Genomic DNA, 16,811 nt, shown 5'->3' with positions numbered 1-16,811 from the left:
TCCCTTTTTTTACATAACTTTTTCTATTTTTTCCTTGTAATCTCTTCTTAAAAAATACACACAGTAAAGTCCTGCCAAAAATTCTGCTATTATAAATGAATACCAAATTTTATCAATATCCCCAGTTTTTTGTCCAATGAAATACATCAAAGGTAACAATATTATAAATTGCCTTAAAAATGGTTCAAAAAGTGCTATTCCTGCACTTGATAGGGATTGGAAAATTGATGCACATACAATAGAAAATCCTACTGGCAAATATGAAATAGCAACGATTCTTATCATTGGAATTCCTATTTCTTTCATTTTTGGTGTAGCTGAAAATAAATTTAAAATTGCCTCTGGAAATGCCATAAATATTATCATTCCAAAAATTATCATTAAAGTTGCCCATGTGATTGACAATTTGATTGATTTTTTTATTCTTTCCTTGTTTTTTGCCCCATAATTATAAGAAATTATTGGCACTATAGCATTTGAAATACCCAAAACCGGCATAAATTCAAAACTTTGGAGCTTAAACAATACTCCATAAACAGCTATGGCTGATTGGCCAAAATCTCTTAGAATTGTATTTATAAAAAATGTTGCAAAGGATGTAATTGCATTCATAAGAGCAGCTGGAAGTCCAATTGAAAAAATTTCTTTAAAAATCAAATGGGACATGGAAAAGCCTTTGAAAGATAGTTTTACTTCCTTATTTTTTACTAAATTTAATAAAAGTCCTATCAAAGCTCCCAAAATTTGTCCAGTAACTGTTGCAATTGCTGCACCCTTCACTTCAAGTCTTGGAAATCCAAAAAGTCCAAAGATAAATATTGGATCTAAAATTATATTTATAACCGCCCCAATAACTTGGGTAACCATGGTATAAACTGTAAGTCCTGTTGATTGGAGAAGTTTTTCAAAAAATATTTGGAAAAATACCCCCAAGGATAATGAGCAAACAATGTGAAGATAATCAATTCCGTAAGAGATAATTGTCGGATCATCTGTCTGCATTTTTATAAAAGGTTCAACAAAAAATATTGAAATAAGAAGAAAAACAAATGATAAAACCCCTGCAAGAATTATTCCATGAACCGCAACGCTACTTGCCTTTTTCTCATTTTTCATTCCCAAATACCTAGACAAAAGTGCCGAAACACCAATAGATAAGCCAACACTAAAGGCAATAATTATATTTTGAATAGGAAAGGAAATTGTTACGGCCGTAAGGGCTTTTTCCGATAATCTCGCTACAAAAATTGAGTCAACAATATTATAAATCGCTTGAACCATCATTGAAATTATAATGGGAAGACTCATTTGAAACAACAATTTCCCCTCAGGCATAGTCCCAAGTTTTTCTGATTTTACTTCTGCCATCAAAACTCCTTTCTTTATATAAGAACAGAAAAATAACGGCAAAAGCCGCTATTTTTTAAAAATCTACTATTTACTTAATTATTCTAATTCTTTTTTCTAAAAAATCAAATCTTTTTGAAAATAATTATTTATTAAGTTTTTTCTTTATTTTTTTTATAATTTCAAGTCTTTTATATTTGCCTGGATTTGGATAATATATAAAAGCTCCTGTCTTTCTTAAAATGTACCCATTGAAATTTTGTTTAAATCTCAAAACTCCATCACTACCATCAAACAAACCATCTACTCCAAAAAAATTATAAATTGGAATATTTTTTTCCATTACTTTTCTCATAGCTTGGTATTGTAGAATAAAAGCACCTGGAAGTTTTTGATATTTTGTTGATGAACCTCCCAGAAAATATATGGCTTGGTCTTTTGAATAAATAAGAATCATATTTGCTAGGGATAAGCTTGAAGATTTTGACTTTTTTCTAAGTTTTATCAAACTGTCTATTTCATTTTTTAATGACTGTCTTCTTTGTTTGTTTTTTGAACTTTCTGTTATAGAAGAAAGAAGCTCCTCCAAGTTAGAAATTGATTCGTCCAAATTTATTTCAGATACTAAAAAATCACAATCCTTGTCAAATTCATCATAAAAAGTTTTATAATATTCCAAAGACTTATCATTAAAGCCTTGCCTTTTAGCAGCATCAAAAGTCAAAGTTTTAAATTCTTCCAATTCATCCTTGCCAATACTTCTTACCTTGATTCCCAATTCTTTAGCTTTTTTTATTTTTCTTTGGGCATTATTATTTAAAGATTTTAAAAGACTATCATCATCAAGCGAAAACTCATTTAAGTCTTTAACAAATTGATAATCTGGCAAACCATCATAAGTAGATATAGAGCCATCATTTTTCATATATCCTACTTCTTTCATCTTATTAAGAAAATAATCATTTTTTTCAGAAATTAAATTACCATCTTGATCATATTTACAATAAGTATAATCCAGTTTTATTACCAATTTTAAGCAGCCTAGCTTTTTTACATAATCTTTTAGCTTATCATAAAATATATATTCATATTTTTCATCAAGTGCATTTGCACCGACCATAAAATCTATTCTCCCCCCCCCAAAAATATTTCTAAAAAAAGCAAGGCCTACTGCAAGGACTTCTTTATTATCAACTAAGGAAAAAAGCCTTGTGTCCCTATTTGCACTTTTGAAAACCTCATTCATTTTACTTGTTTGCAAAAACGAATAAGAATCTATCTTTTCTAAAAAATTATCATATTCTTTTCTTGAAATTTCTTTGATTTCCATAATTACCTTCCCTTTATTTTCTTACACTATCATACCACATATATGATATTTATTTGAAAATTTTATAAATTAATTAATCTTTTCTATAAAATTTTATATTTTTAATAAAATAAGGGGCTGGTACAAATTATGAATAATAATTGCCACCAGCCCTTAATTACGCTTTATTTTATAATATTTGAAAGATTTTATTTTTAACTAATCTTAGTTTTTTTAATAATTTTTTAACATTTTTTAAAATATAGATTTTAAAGCCTTAGAATCTCTTTCTTGGTTTAATTTTTCAATAAATTCTTCGAAAGATACGTCTTTTGTTTCTTCTCCGTCTCTATTTCTTACTGTTAATTTACCAGAATTTTCTTCGTTTTCGCCTACTACTAGCATGTAATTTGTTCTCATAAGTTGAGCTTGTCTGATCTTATATCCTACTCCCTCACTTCTGTGATCAACATCTACTCTGTAGCCTGCTTCTTTGATTTTTTTAGCTAAATCGTCTGCGAAATCTGCGAATTTATCTGATACTGGAATGATTGCAATTTGTTTTGGATTAATCCAAAGTGGGAATCTTCCTGCAAATTGTTCTGTAACTGAACCGATAAATCTTTCGATTGATCCAAGTAAAGCTCTGTGAAGCATTACTGGTCTTTTCTTTTCGCCGTTTTCGTCTATATATGTTAGGTCAAAGTTTTGTGGTAATTGGAAATCTAGTTGGATTGTTCCACATTGCCATGTTCTTTTTGCTGCATCTTCCAAGTGGAAGTCTATTTTTGGTCCGTAGAATGCTCCGTCTTTTGGATTTATTGTATAATCAATTCCTCTTTCAATCAAAGCATCTTCTAGGGCTTTTTCTGCAAAATCCCATTCTTCAATTTTTCCCATAAAATCATCTGGTCTTGTTGATAATTCTATTTTATATTTAAAGCCAAATGTTGAATATAAAAGGTCTGCAAGGTCGATCATTTTAAATACTTCATCTTTTACTTGACTTGGCAAACAATAAACGTGGGCATCATCTTGAGTAAATGTTCTTACTCTGAAAAGTCCGTGAAGGGCTCCTGATAATTCGTGTCTATGAACTTGACCGTATTCTGCAAGTCTAATTGGAAGATCTCTGTATGAATGTGGTTCTTCTCCATAAACTAAAACTGATCCAGGGCAGTTCATTGGTTTTACAGCATAATTTTCCCCATCAATTTTTGTAAAATACATATTTTCCTTGTAATGATCCCAGTGACCTGATCTATGCCACAATTCTTCATTCATTATAAGTGGAGTTTGGATTTCACCATAACCATTTTCAGCCAAAACATCGGTCCACCAATTTAAAAGCTCATGTCTTAAAATCATTCCATTTTCTTTGAAGAATGGGAATCCTGGAGCTTCTTCGTGGAAGGAGAAGAGGTTCATTTCCTTACCAATTTTTCTGTGGTCACGTCTTTTAGCTTCTTCTTGAAGTTCAATGTATTCATCTAATTGTTTTTTCTTTTCAAAGCTTATACCATAAATTCTTTGAAGCATTTTTCTATCAGAATCGCCTCTCCAATAAGCACCAGCAATAGAATTTAATTTGATTGCTTTTATAGCTTTTGTTGAAAGAAGATGAGGTCCCTTGCATAGGTCAACAAATACATTATCACCCATTTCATAAATAGTAATAATTTCATCTTCTGGAAGATCTTCAATTAATTCAACCTTGTATTCTTGATTTTCTTTTTTGAAATATTCCAAAGCTTCATTTCTTGAAATTTCTTTTCTTACCATTTTCAAATCTTTTTTGGCAATTTCTTTCATTTTTTCTTCGATTTTTGGAAGGTCTTCTGGAACAAATCTGTGTTCAAGATCTATATCATAATAAAATCCGCCATCAATTGCAGGTCCAATTGCAAATTTTGCATCAGGCCAAATTTCCTTAATAGCAGCAGCCATAACATGACTTGTTGTATGCCAGAAAATTTCTTTTCCTTCTTTGTCTTCAAATTTTACAACTTTAAAATCTGAATCTTCATTTATAGGTTCAGCATAACCCATAACTTTTCCATTAACAACAGCTCCAAGAGCTGACCTAAATAGGCCTTCAGAAATGTCTTTTGTAACATCTCCAACACTTACACCATTTTCATATTCCTTTACACTTTCATCAGGTAATTTGATTTTTATCATTTTTCTCTCCTTATAATTTTATCCACACTTTCCTAAAAAATTAAGAAAATTTCGTAACATTTTAAATTAAAAAAACACACCATCCCAAAGGACGATGTGTCGTGGTTCCACCTTAATTTATACTCATTAATGTTTTAAGGCAGGTCATGCCTTCCGTATTACCGAAAATATCAGGGGTGGTCTTGGGGATAAACTTAATCAAAAGCTCTCAGCAAATGCTTTTTCTCTGTAAAAAAAGTAAAATCCTTACTCTTCCCATCATCTATCTATTTTTTCTTTCTATCTATTTTTTCTTATAAATCTATGTTACTAGCAAAATATTTTTTTGCAAATTTTTTTTAAATTTTTGATTATATTTTGTTTCACAATTTGAAATTTTTAAAAAATAATTTCAAAAATTTATTATTCAATTCTTAGTGGAAAAAATTTTTAATATGTGATATAATACATATTAAGAAACACGAAAGGATTTATTATGGATTTTACACCTTCTCCAATTAAAAGGAAATTTATAAAAGATGAAGCTTATGATTTGATTTCTACAAAAATTATTTCAGGCGAATTAAAACCAAAAACCAGAATTAGGATAAATGAAATGTCTGAAGCCTTGGGAATTTCTCGTACTCCTGTTAGGGAAGCGATTTTAAGGCTTGAAGATGAGGGGCTTATTTTGTCTAAGGCTAATAGGTGGACTATGGTTGCTCCTATAAATGTTGAGGAAACTTTAAATATTTATCCGATTATTTCTAGTCTTGAACAACTTGCTTTAAAACTTGGGTTTTCAAATATTGATGATGAAGTAATTGAAAATCTTGAATATATTAACGGAAAAATCAAAAAAATTCAAAGTAAAAAAAATCATATTAAAATTTTGGAACTCGACCAGGCTTTTCACAAAGAAATAATTGGGCTTTGTGATAACGGGGAGATTGAATCTATCCTTGATGGCCTAAAAAGAAAAGTTTCTAGGGTTGATATTTATTTTTTTGAAAATGACTGTCACAAAATGTCAAGTTTTGATGAACATGGTGAAATTATTAAATATTTGAAAGAAAGAAATTTGGACAAGGCTCTTTTTGCTATTGAAAAAAATTGGGCTACTACTATGTCAAGTCTTGAAGAAATTGACTTTCAAAGTGAAGATATTGAAGATTTTTTCTAGATTTTAATTTTAATCTCTATAGGCTCCTACAATTTTAAACTTATCAATATTTTAAAGATTTTAAATATTTTGTTTGGATATTTACTATTCGATTTTTTGAAATCTTTTCTTAAGTGATAGGTTTTGTAGGGGTCTTTTTTGTTTTTTATTTGCAATCTTTCTTTTTATTTTAATTTTTTTATTAAAATTTGTAATTATTTTCTTTTTTTGATAAAATTGAAAGGCAATTTTTTATTTTTTTACTAAGGAGGTTTTTATGGCTAAAAAAGATAAAAAAATGAGGGATGCCAATGATGTTGGTGGATTTTTAAAATCCGTTGAAAAAATTGGTAACAAGATGCCTCATCCTGCTATAATATTTTTATTTTTAAGTATTTTTGTTGTAATTATTTCTCATTTTGCAGCCAAGGCTGGTCTTAGCGTTACTTATTTTGATGCAAAGGCTGGTGAGGAAGTTACAAAAAAAGCTATTTCTCTTCTAAATCTTGAAGGTTTAAGATATATTTTCAATTCTGCTACTGATAATTTCATGAATTTTGCTCCAATCGGAACTGTTTTGGTTGCCATGCTTGGAGTTGGGGTTGCTGAAAACAGTGGTCTTTTTGATGCTACTTTGAAAAATTTACTTTCTGATGTTTCTCCAACACTCTTAACAGTTGCTGTAATTTTTGCAGGAATTATGTCAAATATTGCATCTGATGCGGGCTATGTTGTAGTTGTTCCTTTGGGTGCTATGATTTTTGCAGCAGCAGGAAGAAATCCCTTGGCTGGTATTGCGGCGGCATTTGCTGGAGTTTCTGGAGGATTTTCTGCAAATTTACTTTTGGGAACAACTGATCCTCTTTTGACAAATATTACAAATGAAGCCTTAAAAGCTGTAGGGATGGATATTCAAATTTCTGCAACTTGTAACCTTTATTTTCTATTTATTTCAACATTTTTGATAACTTTAGTTGGAACTTTGGTTACTACAAAAATTGTTGAAAAAAATTTGGGCGAATACAAGGGATCTTATAAGGCAAATCACAAACCTTTGACTGCTTTGGAAAAAAAAGGACTTAAAAACGCCCTAATTTCTTTGATTATCTTTGTAATAATCATGGCTTTATTGATGTTTCCTAAAAATGCTCCCTTAAAAAGTTTTGATGAAAAGACAGGCCTTGTTAATTTGGATGAATTTTTAGCTTTCGGACTTATTCCTGCTATGATGCTTTTGTTTTTAATTCCTGGCCTTGTTTATGGAAAAACTGTTGGTGTCATAAAAACAAGCCATGATTTGATTGATGCTATGAGTAAGTCTATGGCTGGTATGGGTGGATTTTTGGTTTTAGCATTTTTTGCGGCTCAATTTGTTGAATATTTTTCAAAATCAAATTTAGCTTTGATTTTAGCAAAAAATGGTGCGGAATTTTTGAAATCAATTCACCTAAGTGGACTTCCTTTATTGTTGATGTTTATTTTGCTTACTGCATTTTTAAATTTATTTATGGGATCTGCTTCAGCAAAATGGGCAATAATGGCCCCAATTTTTGTTCCAATGATGGCAGAGCTTGGACTTTCTCCTGCTCTTACTCAAGTTGCCTACAGAATTGGCGATTCATCAACAAATATTATCACTCCTCTTATGTCTTATTTTGCAATGATTGTTGTTTTCATGCAAAAATATGACAAGGACGCTGGCCTTGGAACTTTGACTTCAATGATGCTTCCTTATTCTTTTGCATTTTTGATTTCTTGGTCAGGCCTTATGGTTGTTTGGTATTTATTGGGACTTCCACTAGGACCAGGAGCTCCACTTTTAATCTAAAGTTTATGTATATATAATTTTATATTAAAATTCAATCAGACCCTCTGGGGTCTTTTTGTTTTAAATTTTTGTAAAATGGCTATAAATAGGATAGGAGGCTTGTATGAAAATTAATGGTGATAATATAGTTTCTATTTCCAAGGCTAATGAAAATTTTTCAAAAATCGCAAGGCTTGCTGATAAAAAAGGTTCGGCTGTGATTTTAAAAAATAACAAAATTTCTTATGTCCTTCTTCCTTACAAGAAGATCAAAAAAGAGGAAATTTTTTCTGATGAAAATGTTGAAGAAATAGCCCAAAGGCTTATTGAGAAAATAAAGGATGAATACAATATCCAGTTAAAACTTGATATTGAAAATAACTGAAAAAATTAGAATTTTCTTAAGTTTTTAGGAAAATTCTTTTTTTATAAAAGGAGCTTTTATGTTAAAATTTATGAAAAAAATCCCAGGTGGACTTTTGTTAATTCCTATGCTGATTTCCGCCATCTTTTACACTTTTTCACCGAACTTTTTTGATATTGGTCCTGTTTCTGGGGCTTTTTTTACAAAAAAAGGGATAAATTATATGCTTGGCCTAATTTGTTTTTTATCCGCAACTTCTCTTGATTTGAGAAATATTAAAAAAATCATTAGAAAGCAAGGATCAATTCTTTTGATAAAATTTACTCTTTCTCTTATCCTTGGAATTTTATTTGTAAGATTTTTTGGCCTTGATGGGATTTTTGGAATTTCTGCACTTTCCTTTATAACAGGTATTTCTTCTTTAAACCCCGCCCTCTACCTAGCTTTTGCCCAAGATTATGGGGATGAGGATGATGTTGCTGCTTTTGGACTTGCGGAAATCTTGTGCATGCCTGCTTTTTCAATTTTAATTTTTTCTCTTTCAAAAAGCTCATCAATTGATTGGACTCTCCTTTTTTCAATTTTAATTCCTTTAATTTTTGGTCTTATAATTGGAAATCTTGACCGTCAAATTGCTGAATTTTTTTATCCAGCTATTACAATCATAACTCCAATCATGGGATGGTCTTTTGGGTCAGGGATAAATATAATTAATGCTTTTGAGGCGAGTTTCCAAGGGATTTTTTTAAGCATTTTATTTTATCTCTTAACCCTTCCCATTTTATTTTTTTATGAGAGAAAAATTCTTAAAGAAAATGGCATGACCAGCTTGGGCATATCGTCAATTGCTGGTGTTTCTACATCTGTACCAGAAATTTTGGCATCTAGCGACCAAAGTCTTGTAGGATTTTCACAAAGTGCCACAAGCCAACTTGCTATGGGAGTTTTAATTACCAGTATAATTACACCTATTCTTGTGGGAAAATTTATGAAAAAAAGAAATAAATAGTTTAATTTCAATATTATATAGAGAAATGTTATAATTATAGAGAAAAATAAATAGGTAGAGTAGGACTAAGGCGTTAAGTGCTAGAAAATGGGATGTTGTTTCTAGACGAAAGATTTTAGTCCGCATCCGCTACATCATTTCCTATGATGGCAGACTACCAAATAGGAGGAAAAAATGAAAAATTTAAAAAACATCAGAACCTTGATTTTGCTATCATTTTTTATAGCATTATCAATTGTAGTTTCAAGATTTTTTTCTATAACTACAGTAAGTCGAAAAATCGGTCTAGGTTTTATAGTAACAGCAGCTATGTGCTCAATTTTTAACCCATCTCTTGCTGTTCTTGCATCAATAATAATTGATTTGATATCTAACCTAATTTTCCCAACAGCTGGAGGATTTTATTTGCCCTTTGTGACAACAAAAATCTCCTCAGCCCTAATTTATACTTTCTTTTTCTATAGAAAAGAAATAACAAGGAAAAACATAGTCTTATGTACGATTTCAAATTCACTAGTCACAAGTTTATTTTTAAACACTCTTTGGACAAGCCAACTGACTGGCAATCCTTTTAAAGTCCAATTTGCAATGAGAATTCCAACAATGGCAATAAATTTTGTATTTCATACCATAATTTTATTAATAATTTTGCCAAAGCTTGCAAAAATTTTGAGGGGAGAGATAAAAAAATTGGGAGCTCAACCAGAAAATGCTCCTTATTAGGAGAAATTTATGAAAATATTAAAAATAATAAGTTTAATTTTAGCTCTAGCTTTTACATTTTTTGGATACAATATATATTTTAAGAAAAAATATAGTCTAATAAATAATTTTGAAAAAGATTATAAAAATGGATTAAAAGATGAAGAATATGCAAAAAAAGTGGGATTAATAGAATTAATACTAGGAATTTTATTTCTTCTAATTTTTTTAAAAATTTCTTTATGATAAAATATACTTGATGTTTTGCAAACATCTCTATACTTTTTGTAGGGAGGTGGTAAAAATGCATCTTAGAAATATATTAGTTTCTATTATTCTTAGTTTAATAGCAAATTTTATCTATGATATTATTTGCAAAAACGATGGGAATAATGCAAAACATTAAGAAAAAAAAGACAGGAGCTGCAACTCCTGTCTTTTTTAATGCATCTTATACATTAGTTTCTTTACACTTTCATTATACAAGCTAAAAATTTAAAATCAATATACTTAAAAAATAAATAAAAAGCAGGAACAAATCCTGCCTTTAATTTAAATTATAAATTTCCTATTTTTGAATTATATCCAATGTTTCAGCGTCAAGTTCTACGTCGTCTCCGTTTTCAACATCAATTTCGTAAACTAATTTTCCTTGGTCATTGAAATCTAATTCATATGATTTTACATAGCCTTTGTTATTTTCTAAAGCTTTTTCCATGGCTTCTTTTGGAGCTTTAACCTTTGTAAAGTCAATTGCCATATCATCTTTTGTATCATCGTCTTTATCTTGTTCTTTTGATAAAACTTCTCCGCTTTCAGCATCGATTTTTGCTTCAAACTCTTCACCATCTTTGAAACCTTTGATGTCATAAACATATTTTCCATCATCTTCATCAAATTCAAGTGATGAAACCTCAATTCCATCTACTTTGAAAGCTTCTTTGAATTTATTAACAGCATCATCAAGAGAAACTTTAAATTCTTTTCCTTCAATTCCTTTTGTAGCCTCATCGACTTTTTCTTCAGCCTTATCTTTTGCTGAAGACACTTCTTGTGAAATTGCAATTTCTGCATTGCTTGCTGCATCTTTTGCATCTTCTTTAGCCTTATTAGCATTTTCTCCAGAACAAGCTGAAAGTAAAAGTGCTAATGCAAGAGCTGATGCACCGTATTTTAAATTTTTATTTAATTTCATAATTTCCTCCATCTTTCTTTTTACGTTTTTAATATACTTCTTTAAATAAATTAATCAAGTGTTAAGATTTATCTAAATAAATATTTGAAAATTTAAATTATATTTATATTTAATTTACAAAATAAAAAAAACAAGCTAATTTAAAAAGCCTGTTTTTTAAAATATTTCTTTATTTTTATTAACTTAACTATGATATTTTTCTTCCCCATTCAAATAAGTAGCTTTTAAATTTAATTCATAATCTAAAAGGATAAAATCTGCATCGTAGCCTACTTTTATTTTTCCGCAAACATCATCTATTCCTACGGATTTTGCTGGGATTAAGGATGCCATTTGGACTGCTTCAAAGATATCTACTATATCCCAATCAACCACATTTTGAACAGCTTCTTTTAGTTTTAAAATTGATCCTGCAAGGTTTCCTGATTCTAGCCTTGCTGTTCCATTTTCTACTTTTACTGGAAACTCTCCCAACTTGTATGATCCATCTGGCATGCCTCCTGCCATCATACAATCTGTGATTAGGGCGATTTTATCATAGCCTTTTTTGTTTATTAAAACTTCTGCTGCAGCTGGATTTACATGGTGGCCGTCGCAAATTAATTCTGAAATTGCATCTGAATTCATGGCAGCTCCAACCATACCAGGATTTCTGTGGTGAAGGCCGCTCATGGCATTATAGGTGTGAACAAAAATATTTGCCCCATCATCTACCGCTTTCATCGCCTCATCATATGATGCATCGGAGTGGCCAAGGGCAACGTAAACTCCCATGGCATTTGCTTTTTTTATAAATTCTTCTGTGCCAGCTCTTTCTGGTGCAATGGCAATTTTATTTACAAGTCCATCTGACAATTCTTTCCATTTTTTTAATTTTTCTATATCAGGATCTGACATATATTTTTCATTTTGGGCGCCCTTATATTTTTCTGTAAAAAATGGGCCTTCCAAAAATATTCCTCTAACCTTTGCTCCCTTTACATCCTTGTATTCTTCTCCAACAACTTTTACAGCTTGGTTTAATTTTTCTGTTGAGTCGGTCAAAGTTGTTGGCAAAAATGATGTGACTCCTGTTTCAAGCAAGCCTTTTGAAATTATATCCAAGGCTCCTTTTTTCCCATTCATTATATCTTCGTTTTTGTATCCGTGAATGTGGGTATCTACAAGTCCTGGAGCTAAAATTCCTTCTAAATATTCAAATTCTTCTGGCTCATTTTTGGAAAGGGACTTTATTTTCCCATTTTCTACTTCTACAAATAAATCTTTTTCAATTTTGTCTTCTAATATTACATAATCTGCTTTATAAATCATAAAATCTCCTTTATACTTTTACGATACTAAAATCGGAGGATTTTTCAATTTTATTTTTCTTGTCTTTCCTCTTCGATTTTTTCTATACTTTTTATAATTCTTTCAGCTATTTGATTTCTTTTCTCGCTCATCCTAAATGAAACAACCCTTTTTAAAGCCTTTGGATTGAAAGATTTCTTTTTCCTATAAAAATTATCAACTCTTTGGGTCATTCTTTCTTGGAAATTTTCTTCAATTTCATCAAGTTCTTTTTGGAAGTTGGTTAAGTTCACAACTGTTAGGGTTATGTCTGAAGAATGGATAGCGATTAATATAAAGGGCAAAATTATAGCCAAAATTTCCGGTAAAATATAATAAAAATCTTCAGCCTTTGGAATCAAATAATCCATAACCAAAATTGCAGCAAGACCAAATCCAACAGAAGTCGGCACAGAAGTTCTTCCATTTAAATTTAAAGGCACATCCGTATAATCCCACCATCTGGCATGAAATAATTTTTCAAGAATATATGAAGTTGGATATTCCAAAACCATAGAAACAAAAAATCCAACAATAAAAATCTGTAAAAGAGAAAGTTTTTCCAAAATTCCCTCATTTATTAAATCATAGGCAAAAAGGGCAAAAATCGAACCAAATCCATAAATCGGACAAAGAGGCCCATACAAAAACCCCCTATTTTGCCATTTTTGATTTTGAGCTGTACAATAAATACTCTCCCAAACCCAGCCCAAAAGGGCAAATAAAAAATAAAAAATTATATACCTATTGATTACCATAAACCACCTATTTTTTCTTTCTTTTCGTATTATTATTTATATTATAAGCGATTTTGGGAAAATATAAAATAAAAGAAATGTTTTGAAATATATATAATGGTGTAAAGTTTTAAATAATATTTGAAAAGCAAAATTTAATAAAAGAGATCTCTCGGCAAGCTCAAGATGGGTGATTATTATCTTAACTTGACTCTACGTTGTTATATATTCATATATTTAATTTTTATATTTTAAAATTTAAAATATATAGTACTAACAATCGAACACTAATCAAAATATAAAATCTCCTCAAAAACTTAGCACAAACAAAATACCAAAACAAAGAAATACCCATCCCGACCGCAGTGGATGGATCTCTTTAATTTGCTTTATCTTAAATATAAACTTAAACCTTGAGATCTCTCGGCACTAAAACCCGTTTACTTCGCAAATTTTTCCGTGCTTATGAAAACTCATTCGCTTCGCAAATTTTTCCGTGCTCTCGCACTAGTTTTCAGGATTTATAACCGAAATCAACGGTTATAAATCTGCACTAGTTTTAGGGATAAATATACCAAATCAAGGCATATTTATCGGCTCGAGATGGGTATTATTTTTCAAATTTACCTAAATATATTTACAAGTAAATTTTCAAAATAGAAAAAATTTTAATTTGCTAAATCTTATTTTTCTTCCCACAAATTTGGTGAATAGATTCCTTTTTCAAACATTTTTTCGAATTCTTCTTGGGCAGGTTTTAAGTCTTCTTTGTAAGTGATTCCAATCCATTCATCGTCGGTTGGGATTACTTTTACTTTTGCTTTTTTATCTTCCAACAACTCTTCTACCATATCTGCCAAAATATATTCAGCACTCATCAAATCATCTTTGTTTTTTTCTAGGTATTTTTCAAAATATTTCTCGCTTATTTCCACAAATTCTGGGAAAGATGCCCAAACATTCATAGAAACCAAGGATTCTAAATTTAGAAAATCTGCCGGATGGTTTTCTTTTGATAGTATTTTTCCATCCTTATTTTCAATTCCGTGGGTTTCTTTTATACTTATAAGTTCATGCTTTTCATTTTCAAGACAAACTCCCCTGTTTACAGCTCCATTGTCTGATAGGGTATTTTTTAATTTGTAACCTGCCATGGCTATTTGAATTTCATTTTTATTTAAATTTTCTGGATTATTTAAATATTTATACATCAATTCAAAAACTTCCCTACCATAATAATCATCTGCATTAATTATTAAAAATGGTTCATTTATAAATTTTTTGGCTGAAAGAATTGCTGGAACTGTGCCCCAAGGTTTTTTTCTTTCTTTTGGAACGGTAAAGCCTTGTGGAAGTTCATTTTTTTGATAGGCATATTCCACATCTATCACTTTTTCAATTCTTTTTCCCAAAATTTCTTTAAAATCTTTTTCAATTTCTTCTCTAATTATAAAAACCACCTTGTCAAAGCCAGCTTTTTTTGCATCATAAATTGAATAGTCCATAATTGTATGGCCATATTCGTCCATTTTGGCAAGTTGCTTAACACCTGCCCCATATCTTGAGCCAATTCCTGCTGCAAGAATTACTAAACTTGTAGTCATTATTCCCCCTCATATCCATTCGGATTGTTTTTTTGCCACTTGCCTTTTCAAAGGCCTTTACCATTTCTAAAACTGAATATCCACATCCTGTTGCAAGGTTAAAAATCTTATATTTTAATCACCTTAATTTTGCACCAACAAGAACATCAGCCTCTTAAAATTTTAATTTTTTCTACTCTTTTTAAAGATTCTACTGAGGCGTTTGATAAGTTGTCATAAATTATAACATTGAAATCCTTATCCAAAAGCTCTACTGCAATGTGAGATCCAATAAAACCCGCCCCACCAGTAATCATTATATTTTTCATTTTTTCTCCTCGAATTTAAGAATTTTTATTTTTCATAAACAATTTTTCTGTACTTTCTTTCATTATATATAAAATATAAACTTCAATCAAGAATTGGGTAGAAGTATAAAGAGGTGAATTATGAAAATACTAATAATTGGAGGCGTTGCAGCAGGTGCTACTTGTGCAACAAATCTTAGAAAACTTTCTGATGAAAATGAAATAATTTTAATTGAAAAAGGCAGGGACACATCTTTTAAAAATTGTGAAATTCCCTATTATCTTTCCTATATGGTAGAAGATAAAGAGGATTTAATTGCAAGAAGACCAGATGAATTTAAAAAGAAAAATAATATAGATGCAAGAAACTTTAGCGAGGCTGTCTCAATCAATCGCCATGAAAAATATGTTGAAATTAAAAACCTAAAAACAGGAAAAATCTACAAAGAAACTTACGATAAATTAATAATAGCAACAGGAGCTTCTCCTTTTGTTCCAGATTCAATCAAGGGTTTGGAAAAAGAAAGAAAAAATGTCTTTAAGGTTGAAAATGTTGTTGATGTTGAAAATATTAGAAAATATATAAAAGAAAACAAGGCAAAAAAAGTTATAGTAAACGGGGCTGGTTTTATAGGAATTGAAAGTGCAGAAAACCTAAACGAGCTTGACCTTGATGTGTCTCTTGTTGTAAGAAGCAGAGTTTTGGGAAATATTGACGAAGAACTGGCTGGCTTTGTTGAAGAAAATATTTCTGACCACATAAATTTAATAAAAAACGACGAGATAGTTGAAGTAAAAGATGAAAGTCTACTTTTAAAAAGCGGAAAAGAAATTTCCTATGATCTTTTGATAAACGCCATTGGAGTTAAGCCAAATTCAAAAATCGCAAAAGATGCAGGACTTAAAATTACAAAATCTGGTGCCATAGAAACCGACAGAAATTTATTAACAAATGATCCAGATATCTACGCTATTGGTGATGTAATAGAAGTCTATAATCCACTTACAAAAACCAAGGGGAAATTAAACCTAGCTTGGCCTGCCCACAGACAAGCAAAATTTGTAGCAAATCACATAATGGGAAAAGCAAAAAAATCCCCATCTTTTATAGGATCTTTTGCCCTAAGATCATTTGATATGAACGTGGCAGCAACTGGACTTAGCAAAAAACAATTAGATGCGGCAAAAATCCCCTACAAATCAACCCTAATCACCCACAACGATTCAGTAAATATCCTTCCCTATTCAAAGCCTATGAATATGAAAATTTCCTTTGATCCCTACACCGGACAAATTTATGGCTTCCAAGCGGTTGGAAAAGGCGATGTAGTAAAAAGAGTTGACATAGTGGCAGGACTAATTGGCATGGGGGCAGATATTTACGACCTATACGATACAGAAATATCCTACCAACCAATTTATTCCACCCCAGAAGATTCCCTAAATACTCTTGCAAGTCAAGCTATAGATATTTTTGAAGGAAAAATAAAAAATATAGAAATTCCAGAACTTGGGGAAAGAAAAGATGAATTTATCATAGTTGACGTAAGAGAAAAAGAAGAATTTGAAAAATCCCACATAAAAAACGCCATAAATATACCAGTAGGAAAAATTAATCCAGAAGATTTCAAAAACAAAAATAAATACCTAATATATTGTCGAAGCGGCAACAGGGCAAAATCCGTAGTAAAAACCCTACAAAAACAAGGACTAGAAAATATTTACTACCTAGAAGGCTCAATGAATTATCTAGAAAAATACCAAAAAACTATGGGGATTGAAATTTTAGAGTAAAAAAG

15 protein-coding genes, 1 riboswitch and 1 other annotated feature are annotated in these 16,811 nt (G+C 30.5%); of the genes, 7 read left to right on the top strand and 8 right to left on the bottom strand.

Annotation, left to right across the window (positions count from 1 at the left end; all coding sequences use genetic code 11):
- Positions 1-9: 9 nt before the first annotated feature.
- From L6653_RS06175 to thrS, 3 genes are all read right to left on the bottom strand, one after another.
- The gene (locus L6653_RS06175) at positions 10-1,368 is read right to left on the bottom strand and encodes an MATE family efflux transporter (RefSeq protein WP_236785989.1); all 1,359 of its coding nucleotides are present in this window, start codon (positions 1,366-1,368) and stop codon (positions 10-12) included.
- 124 nt (positions 1,369-1,492) lie between these two features.
- Positions 1,493-2,677, bottom strand: a complete 1,185-nt coding sequence (locus tag L6653_RS06170) for a peptidoglycan bridge formation glycyltransferase FemA/FemB family protein (protein WP_236785988.1) — start codon at positions 2,675-2,677, stop codon at positions 1,493-1,495.
- Between the two features lie 234 nt (positions 2,678-2,911).
- A complete protein-coding gene (thrS, locus tag L6653_RS06165) occupies positions 2,912-4,837 on the bottom strand; it encodes a threonine--tRNA ligase (protein ID WP_236785987.1) in 1,926 nt (641 codons plus the stop codon).
- A gap of 84 nt (positions 4,838-4,921) precedes the next feature.
- Positions 4,922-5,108 (bottom strand) — a binding site (T-box leader).
- 204 nt (positions 5,109-5,312) lie between these two features.
- Here thrS and L6653_RS06160 point away from each other — a divergent pair.
- The 6 genes from L6653_RS06160 (at position 5,313) to L6653_RS06135 (ending at position 10,106) form a co-directional block, all read left to right on the top strand.
- The gene (locus tag L6653_RS06160; protein ID WP_236785986.1) at positions 5,313-5,999 is read left to right on the top strand and encodes a GntR family transcriptional regulator; all 687 of its coding nucleotides are present in this window, start codon (positions 5,313-5,315) and stop codon (positions 5,997-5,999) included.
- Between the two features lie 256 nt (positions 6,000-6,255).
- Positions 6,256-7,806, top strand: coding sequence for an AbgT family transporter (locus tag L6653_RS06155; protein WP_236785985.1), 1,551 nt, complete (start codon positions 6,256-6,258; stop codon positions 7,804-7,806).
- A 103-nt stretch (positions 7,807-7,909) separates the two neighbouring features.
- Positions 7,910-8,170 (top strand): type II toxin-antitoxin system Phd/YefM family antitoxin, encoded by a 261-nt coding sequence (locus L6653_RS06150; RefSeq protein ID WP_236785984.1) that lies wholly within the window; start codon positions 7,910-7,912, stop codon positions 8,168-8,170.
- Positions 8,171-8,228: 58 nt separating this feature from the next.
- Positions 8,229-9,158 (top strand): 2-keto-3-deoxygluconate permease, encoded by a 930-nt coding sequence (locus L6653_RS06145; protein ID WP_236785983.1) that lies wholly within the window; start codon positions 8,229-8,231, stop codon positions 9,156-9,158.
- 53 nt (positions 9,159-9,211) lie between these two features.
- A riboswitch (THF riboswitch) is annotated at positions 9,212-9,292 on the top strand.
- A gap of 40 nt (positions 9,293-9,332) precedes the next feature.
- The gene (locus tag L6653_RS06140; RefSeq protein ID WP_236785982.1) at positions 9,333-9,881 is read left to right on the top strand and encodes a folate family ECF transporter S component; all 549 of its coding nucleotides are present in this window, start codon (positions 9,333-9,335) and stop codon (positions 9,879-9,881) included.
- Between the two features lie 9 nt (positions 9,882-9,890).
- Entirely contained in the window at positions 9,891-10,106 is a 216-nt protein-coding gene (locus tag L6653_RS06135) for a DUF3784 domain-containing protein (RefSeq protein WP_236785981.1), read from the top strand.
- A gap of 322 nt (positions 10,107-10,428) precedes the next feature.
- Here L6653_RS06135 and L6653_RS06130 read toward each other — a convergent pair whose 3' ends face one another.
- From L6653_RS06130 to L6653_RS06110, 5 genes are all read right to left on the bottom strand, one after another.
- Entirely contained in the window at positions 10,429-11,055 is a 627-nt protein-coding gene (locus tag L6653_RS06130) for a PepSY domain-containing protein (RefSeq protein ID WP_236785980.1), read from the bottom strand.
- A gap of 183 nt (positions 11,056-11,238) precedes the next feature.
- Complete coding sequence (gene nagA, locus L6653_RS06125) at positions 11,239-12,366, bottom strand: N-acetylglucosamine-6-phosphate deacetylase (RefSeq protein WP_236785979.1); 1,128 nt, start codon at positions 12,364-12,366, stop codon at positions 11,239-11,241.
- A gap of 50 nt (positions 12,367-12,416) precedes the next feature.
- The gene (locus L6653_RS06120) at positions 12,417-13,142 is read right to left on the bottom strand and encodes a putative ABC transporter permease (RefSeq protein WP_236785978.1); all 726 of its coding nucleotides are present in this window, start codon (positions 13,140-13,142) and stop codon (positions 12,417-12,419) included.
- A gap of 662 nt (positions 13,143-13,804) precedes the next feature.
- A complete protein-coding gene (locus L6653_RS06115) occupies positions 13,805-14,725 on the bottom strand; it encodes a sugar phosphate nucleotidyltransferase (protein ID WP_236785977.1) in 921 nt (306 codons plus the stop codon).
- A 146-nt stretch (positions 14,726-14,871) separates the two neighbouring features.
- Positions 14,872-15,033: an NAD-dependent epimerase/dehydratase family protein gene (locus L6653_RS06110; protein WP_236785976.1), complete on the bottom strand. Its 162-nt coding sequence runs from the start codon at positions 15,031-15,033 to the stop codon at positions 14,872-14,874.
- 120 nt (positions 15,034-15,153) lie between these two features.
- Here L6653_RS06110 and L6653_RS06105 point away from each other — a divergent pair, with 120 nt between their 5' ends.
- Entirely contained in the window at positions 15,154-16,806 is a 1,653-nt protein-coding gene (locus L6653_RS06105; protein ID WP_236785975.1) for an FAD-dependent oxidoreductase, read from the top strand.
- Positions 16,807-16,811 lie beyond the last annotated feature (5 nt).

It is taken from the genome of Anaerococcus ihuae, assembly GCF_928368155.1.
In the GTDB taxonomy this organism is placed as follows: Bacteria; Bacillota; Clostridia; order Tissierellales; family Peptoniphilaceae; genus Anaerococcus; species Anaerococcus ihuae.
Note: the sequence above shows the minus strand (reverse complement) of the source record. Positions and strands in the feature narration are given on the sequence as shown.

Bases quoted from the DNA above. Each gene is read 5' to 3' on its own strand.
- L6653_RS06175 (WP_236785989.1), bottom strand. From the start codon at position 1,368: ATGGCAGAAGTAAAATCAGAAAAACTTGGGACTATGCCTGAGGGGAAA.
- L6653_RS06170 (WP_236785988.1), bottom strand. From the start codon at position 2,677: ATGGAAATCAAAGAAATTTCAAGAAAAGAATATGATAATTTTTTAGAA.
- thrS (WP_236785987.1), bottom strand. From the start codon at position 4,837: ATGATAAAAATCAAATTACCTGATGAAAGTGTAAAGGAATATGAAAAT.
- L6653_RS06160 (WP_236785986.1), top strand. From the start codon at position 5,313: ATGGATTTTACACCTTCTCCAATTAAAAGGAAATTTATAAAAGATGAA.
- L6653_RS06155 (WP_236785985.1), top strand. From the start codon at position 6,256: ATGGCTAAAAAAGATAAAAAAATGAGGGATGCCAATGATGTTGGTGGA.
- L6653_RS06150 (WP_236785984.1), top strand. From the start codon at position 7,910: ATGAAAATTAATGGTGATAATATAGTTTCTATTTCCAAGGCTAATGAA.
- L6653_RS06145 (WP_236785983.1), top strand. From the start codon at position 8,229: ATGTTAAAATTTATGAAAAAAATCCCAGGTGGACTTTTGTTAATTCCT.
- L6653_RS06140 (WP_236785982.1), top strand. From the start codon at position 9,333: ATGAAAAATTTAAAAAACATCAGAACCTTGATTTTGCTATCATTTTTT.
- L6653_RS06135 (WP_236785981.1), top strand. From the start codon at position 9,891: ATGAAAATATTAAAAATAATAAGTTTAATTTTAGCTCTAGCTTTTACA.
- L6653_RS06130 (WP_236785980.1), bottom strand. From the start codon at position 11,055: ATGAAATTAAATAAAAATTTAAAATACGGTGCATCAGCTCTTGCATTA.
- nagA (WP_236785979.1), bottom strand. From the start codon at position 12,366: ATGATTTATAAAGCAGATTATGTAATATTAGAAGACAAAATTGAAAAA.
- L6653_RS06120 (WP_236785978.1), bottom strand. From the start codon at position 13,142: ATGGTAATCAATAGGTATATAATTTTTTATTTTTTATTTGCCCTTTTG.
- L6653_RS06115 (WP_236785977.1), bottom strand. From the start codon at position 14,725: ATGACTACAAGTTTAGTAATTCTTGCAGCAGGAATTGGCTCAAGATAT.
- L6653_RS06110 (WP_236785976.1), bottom strand. From the start codon at position 15,033: ATGAAAAATATAATGATTACTGGTGGGGCGGGTTTTATTGGATCTCAC.
- L6653_RS06105 (WP_236785975.1), top strand. From the start codon at position 15,154: ATGAAAATACTAATAATTGGAGGCGTTGCAGCAGGTGCTACTTGTGCA.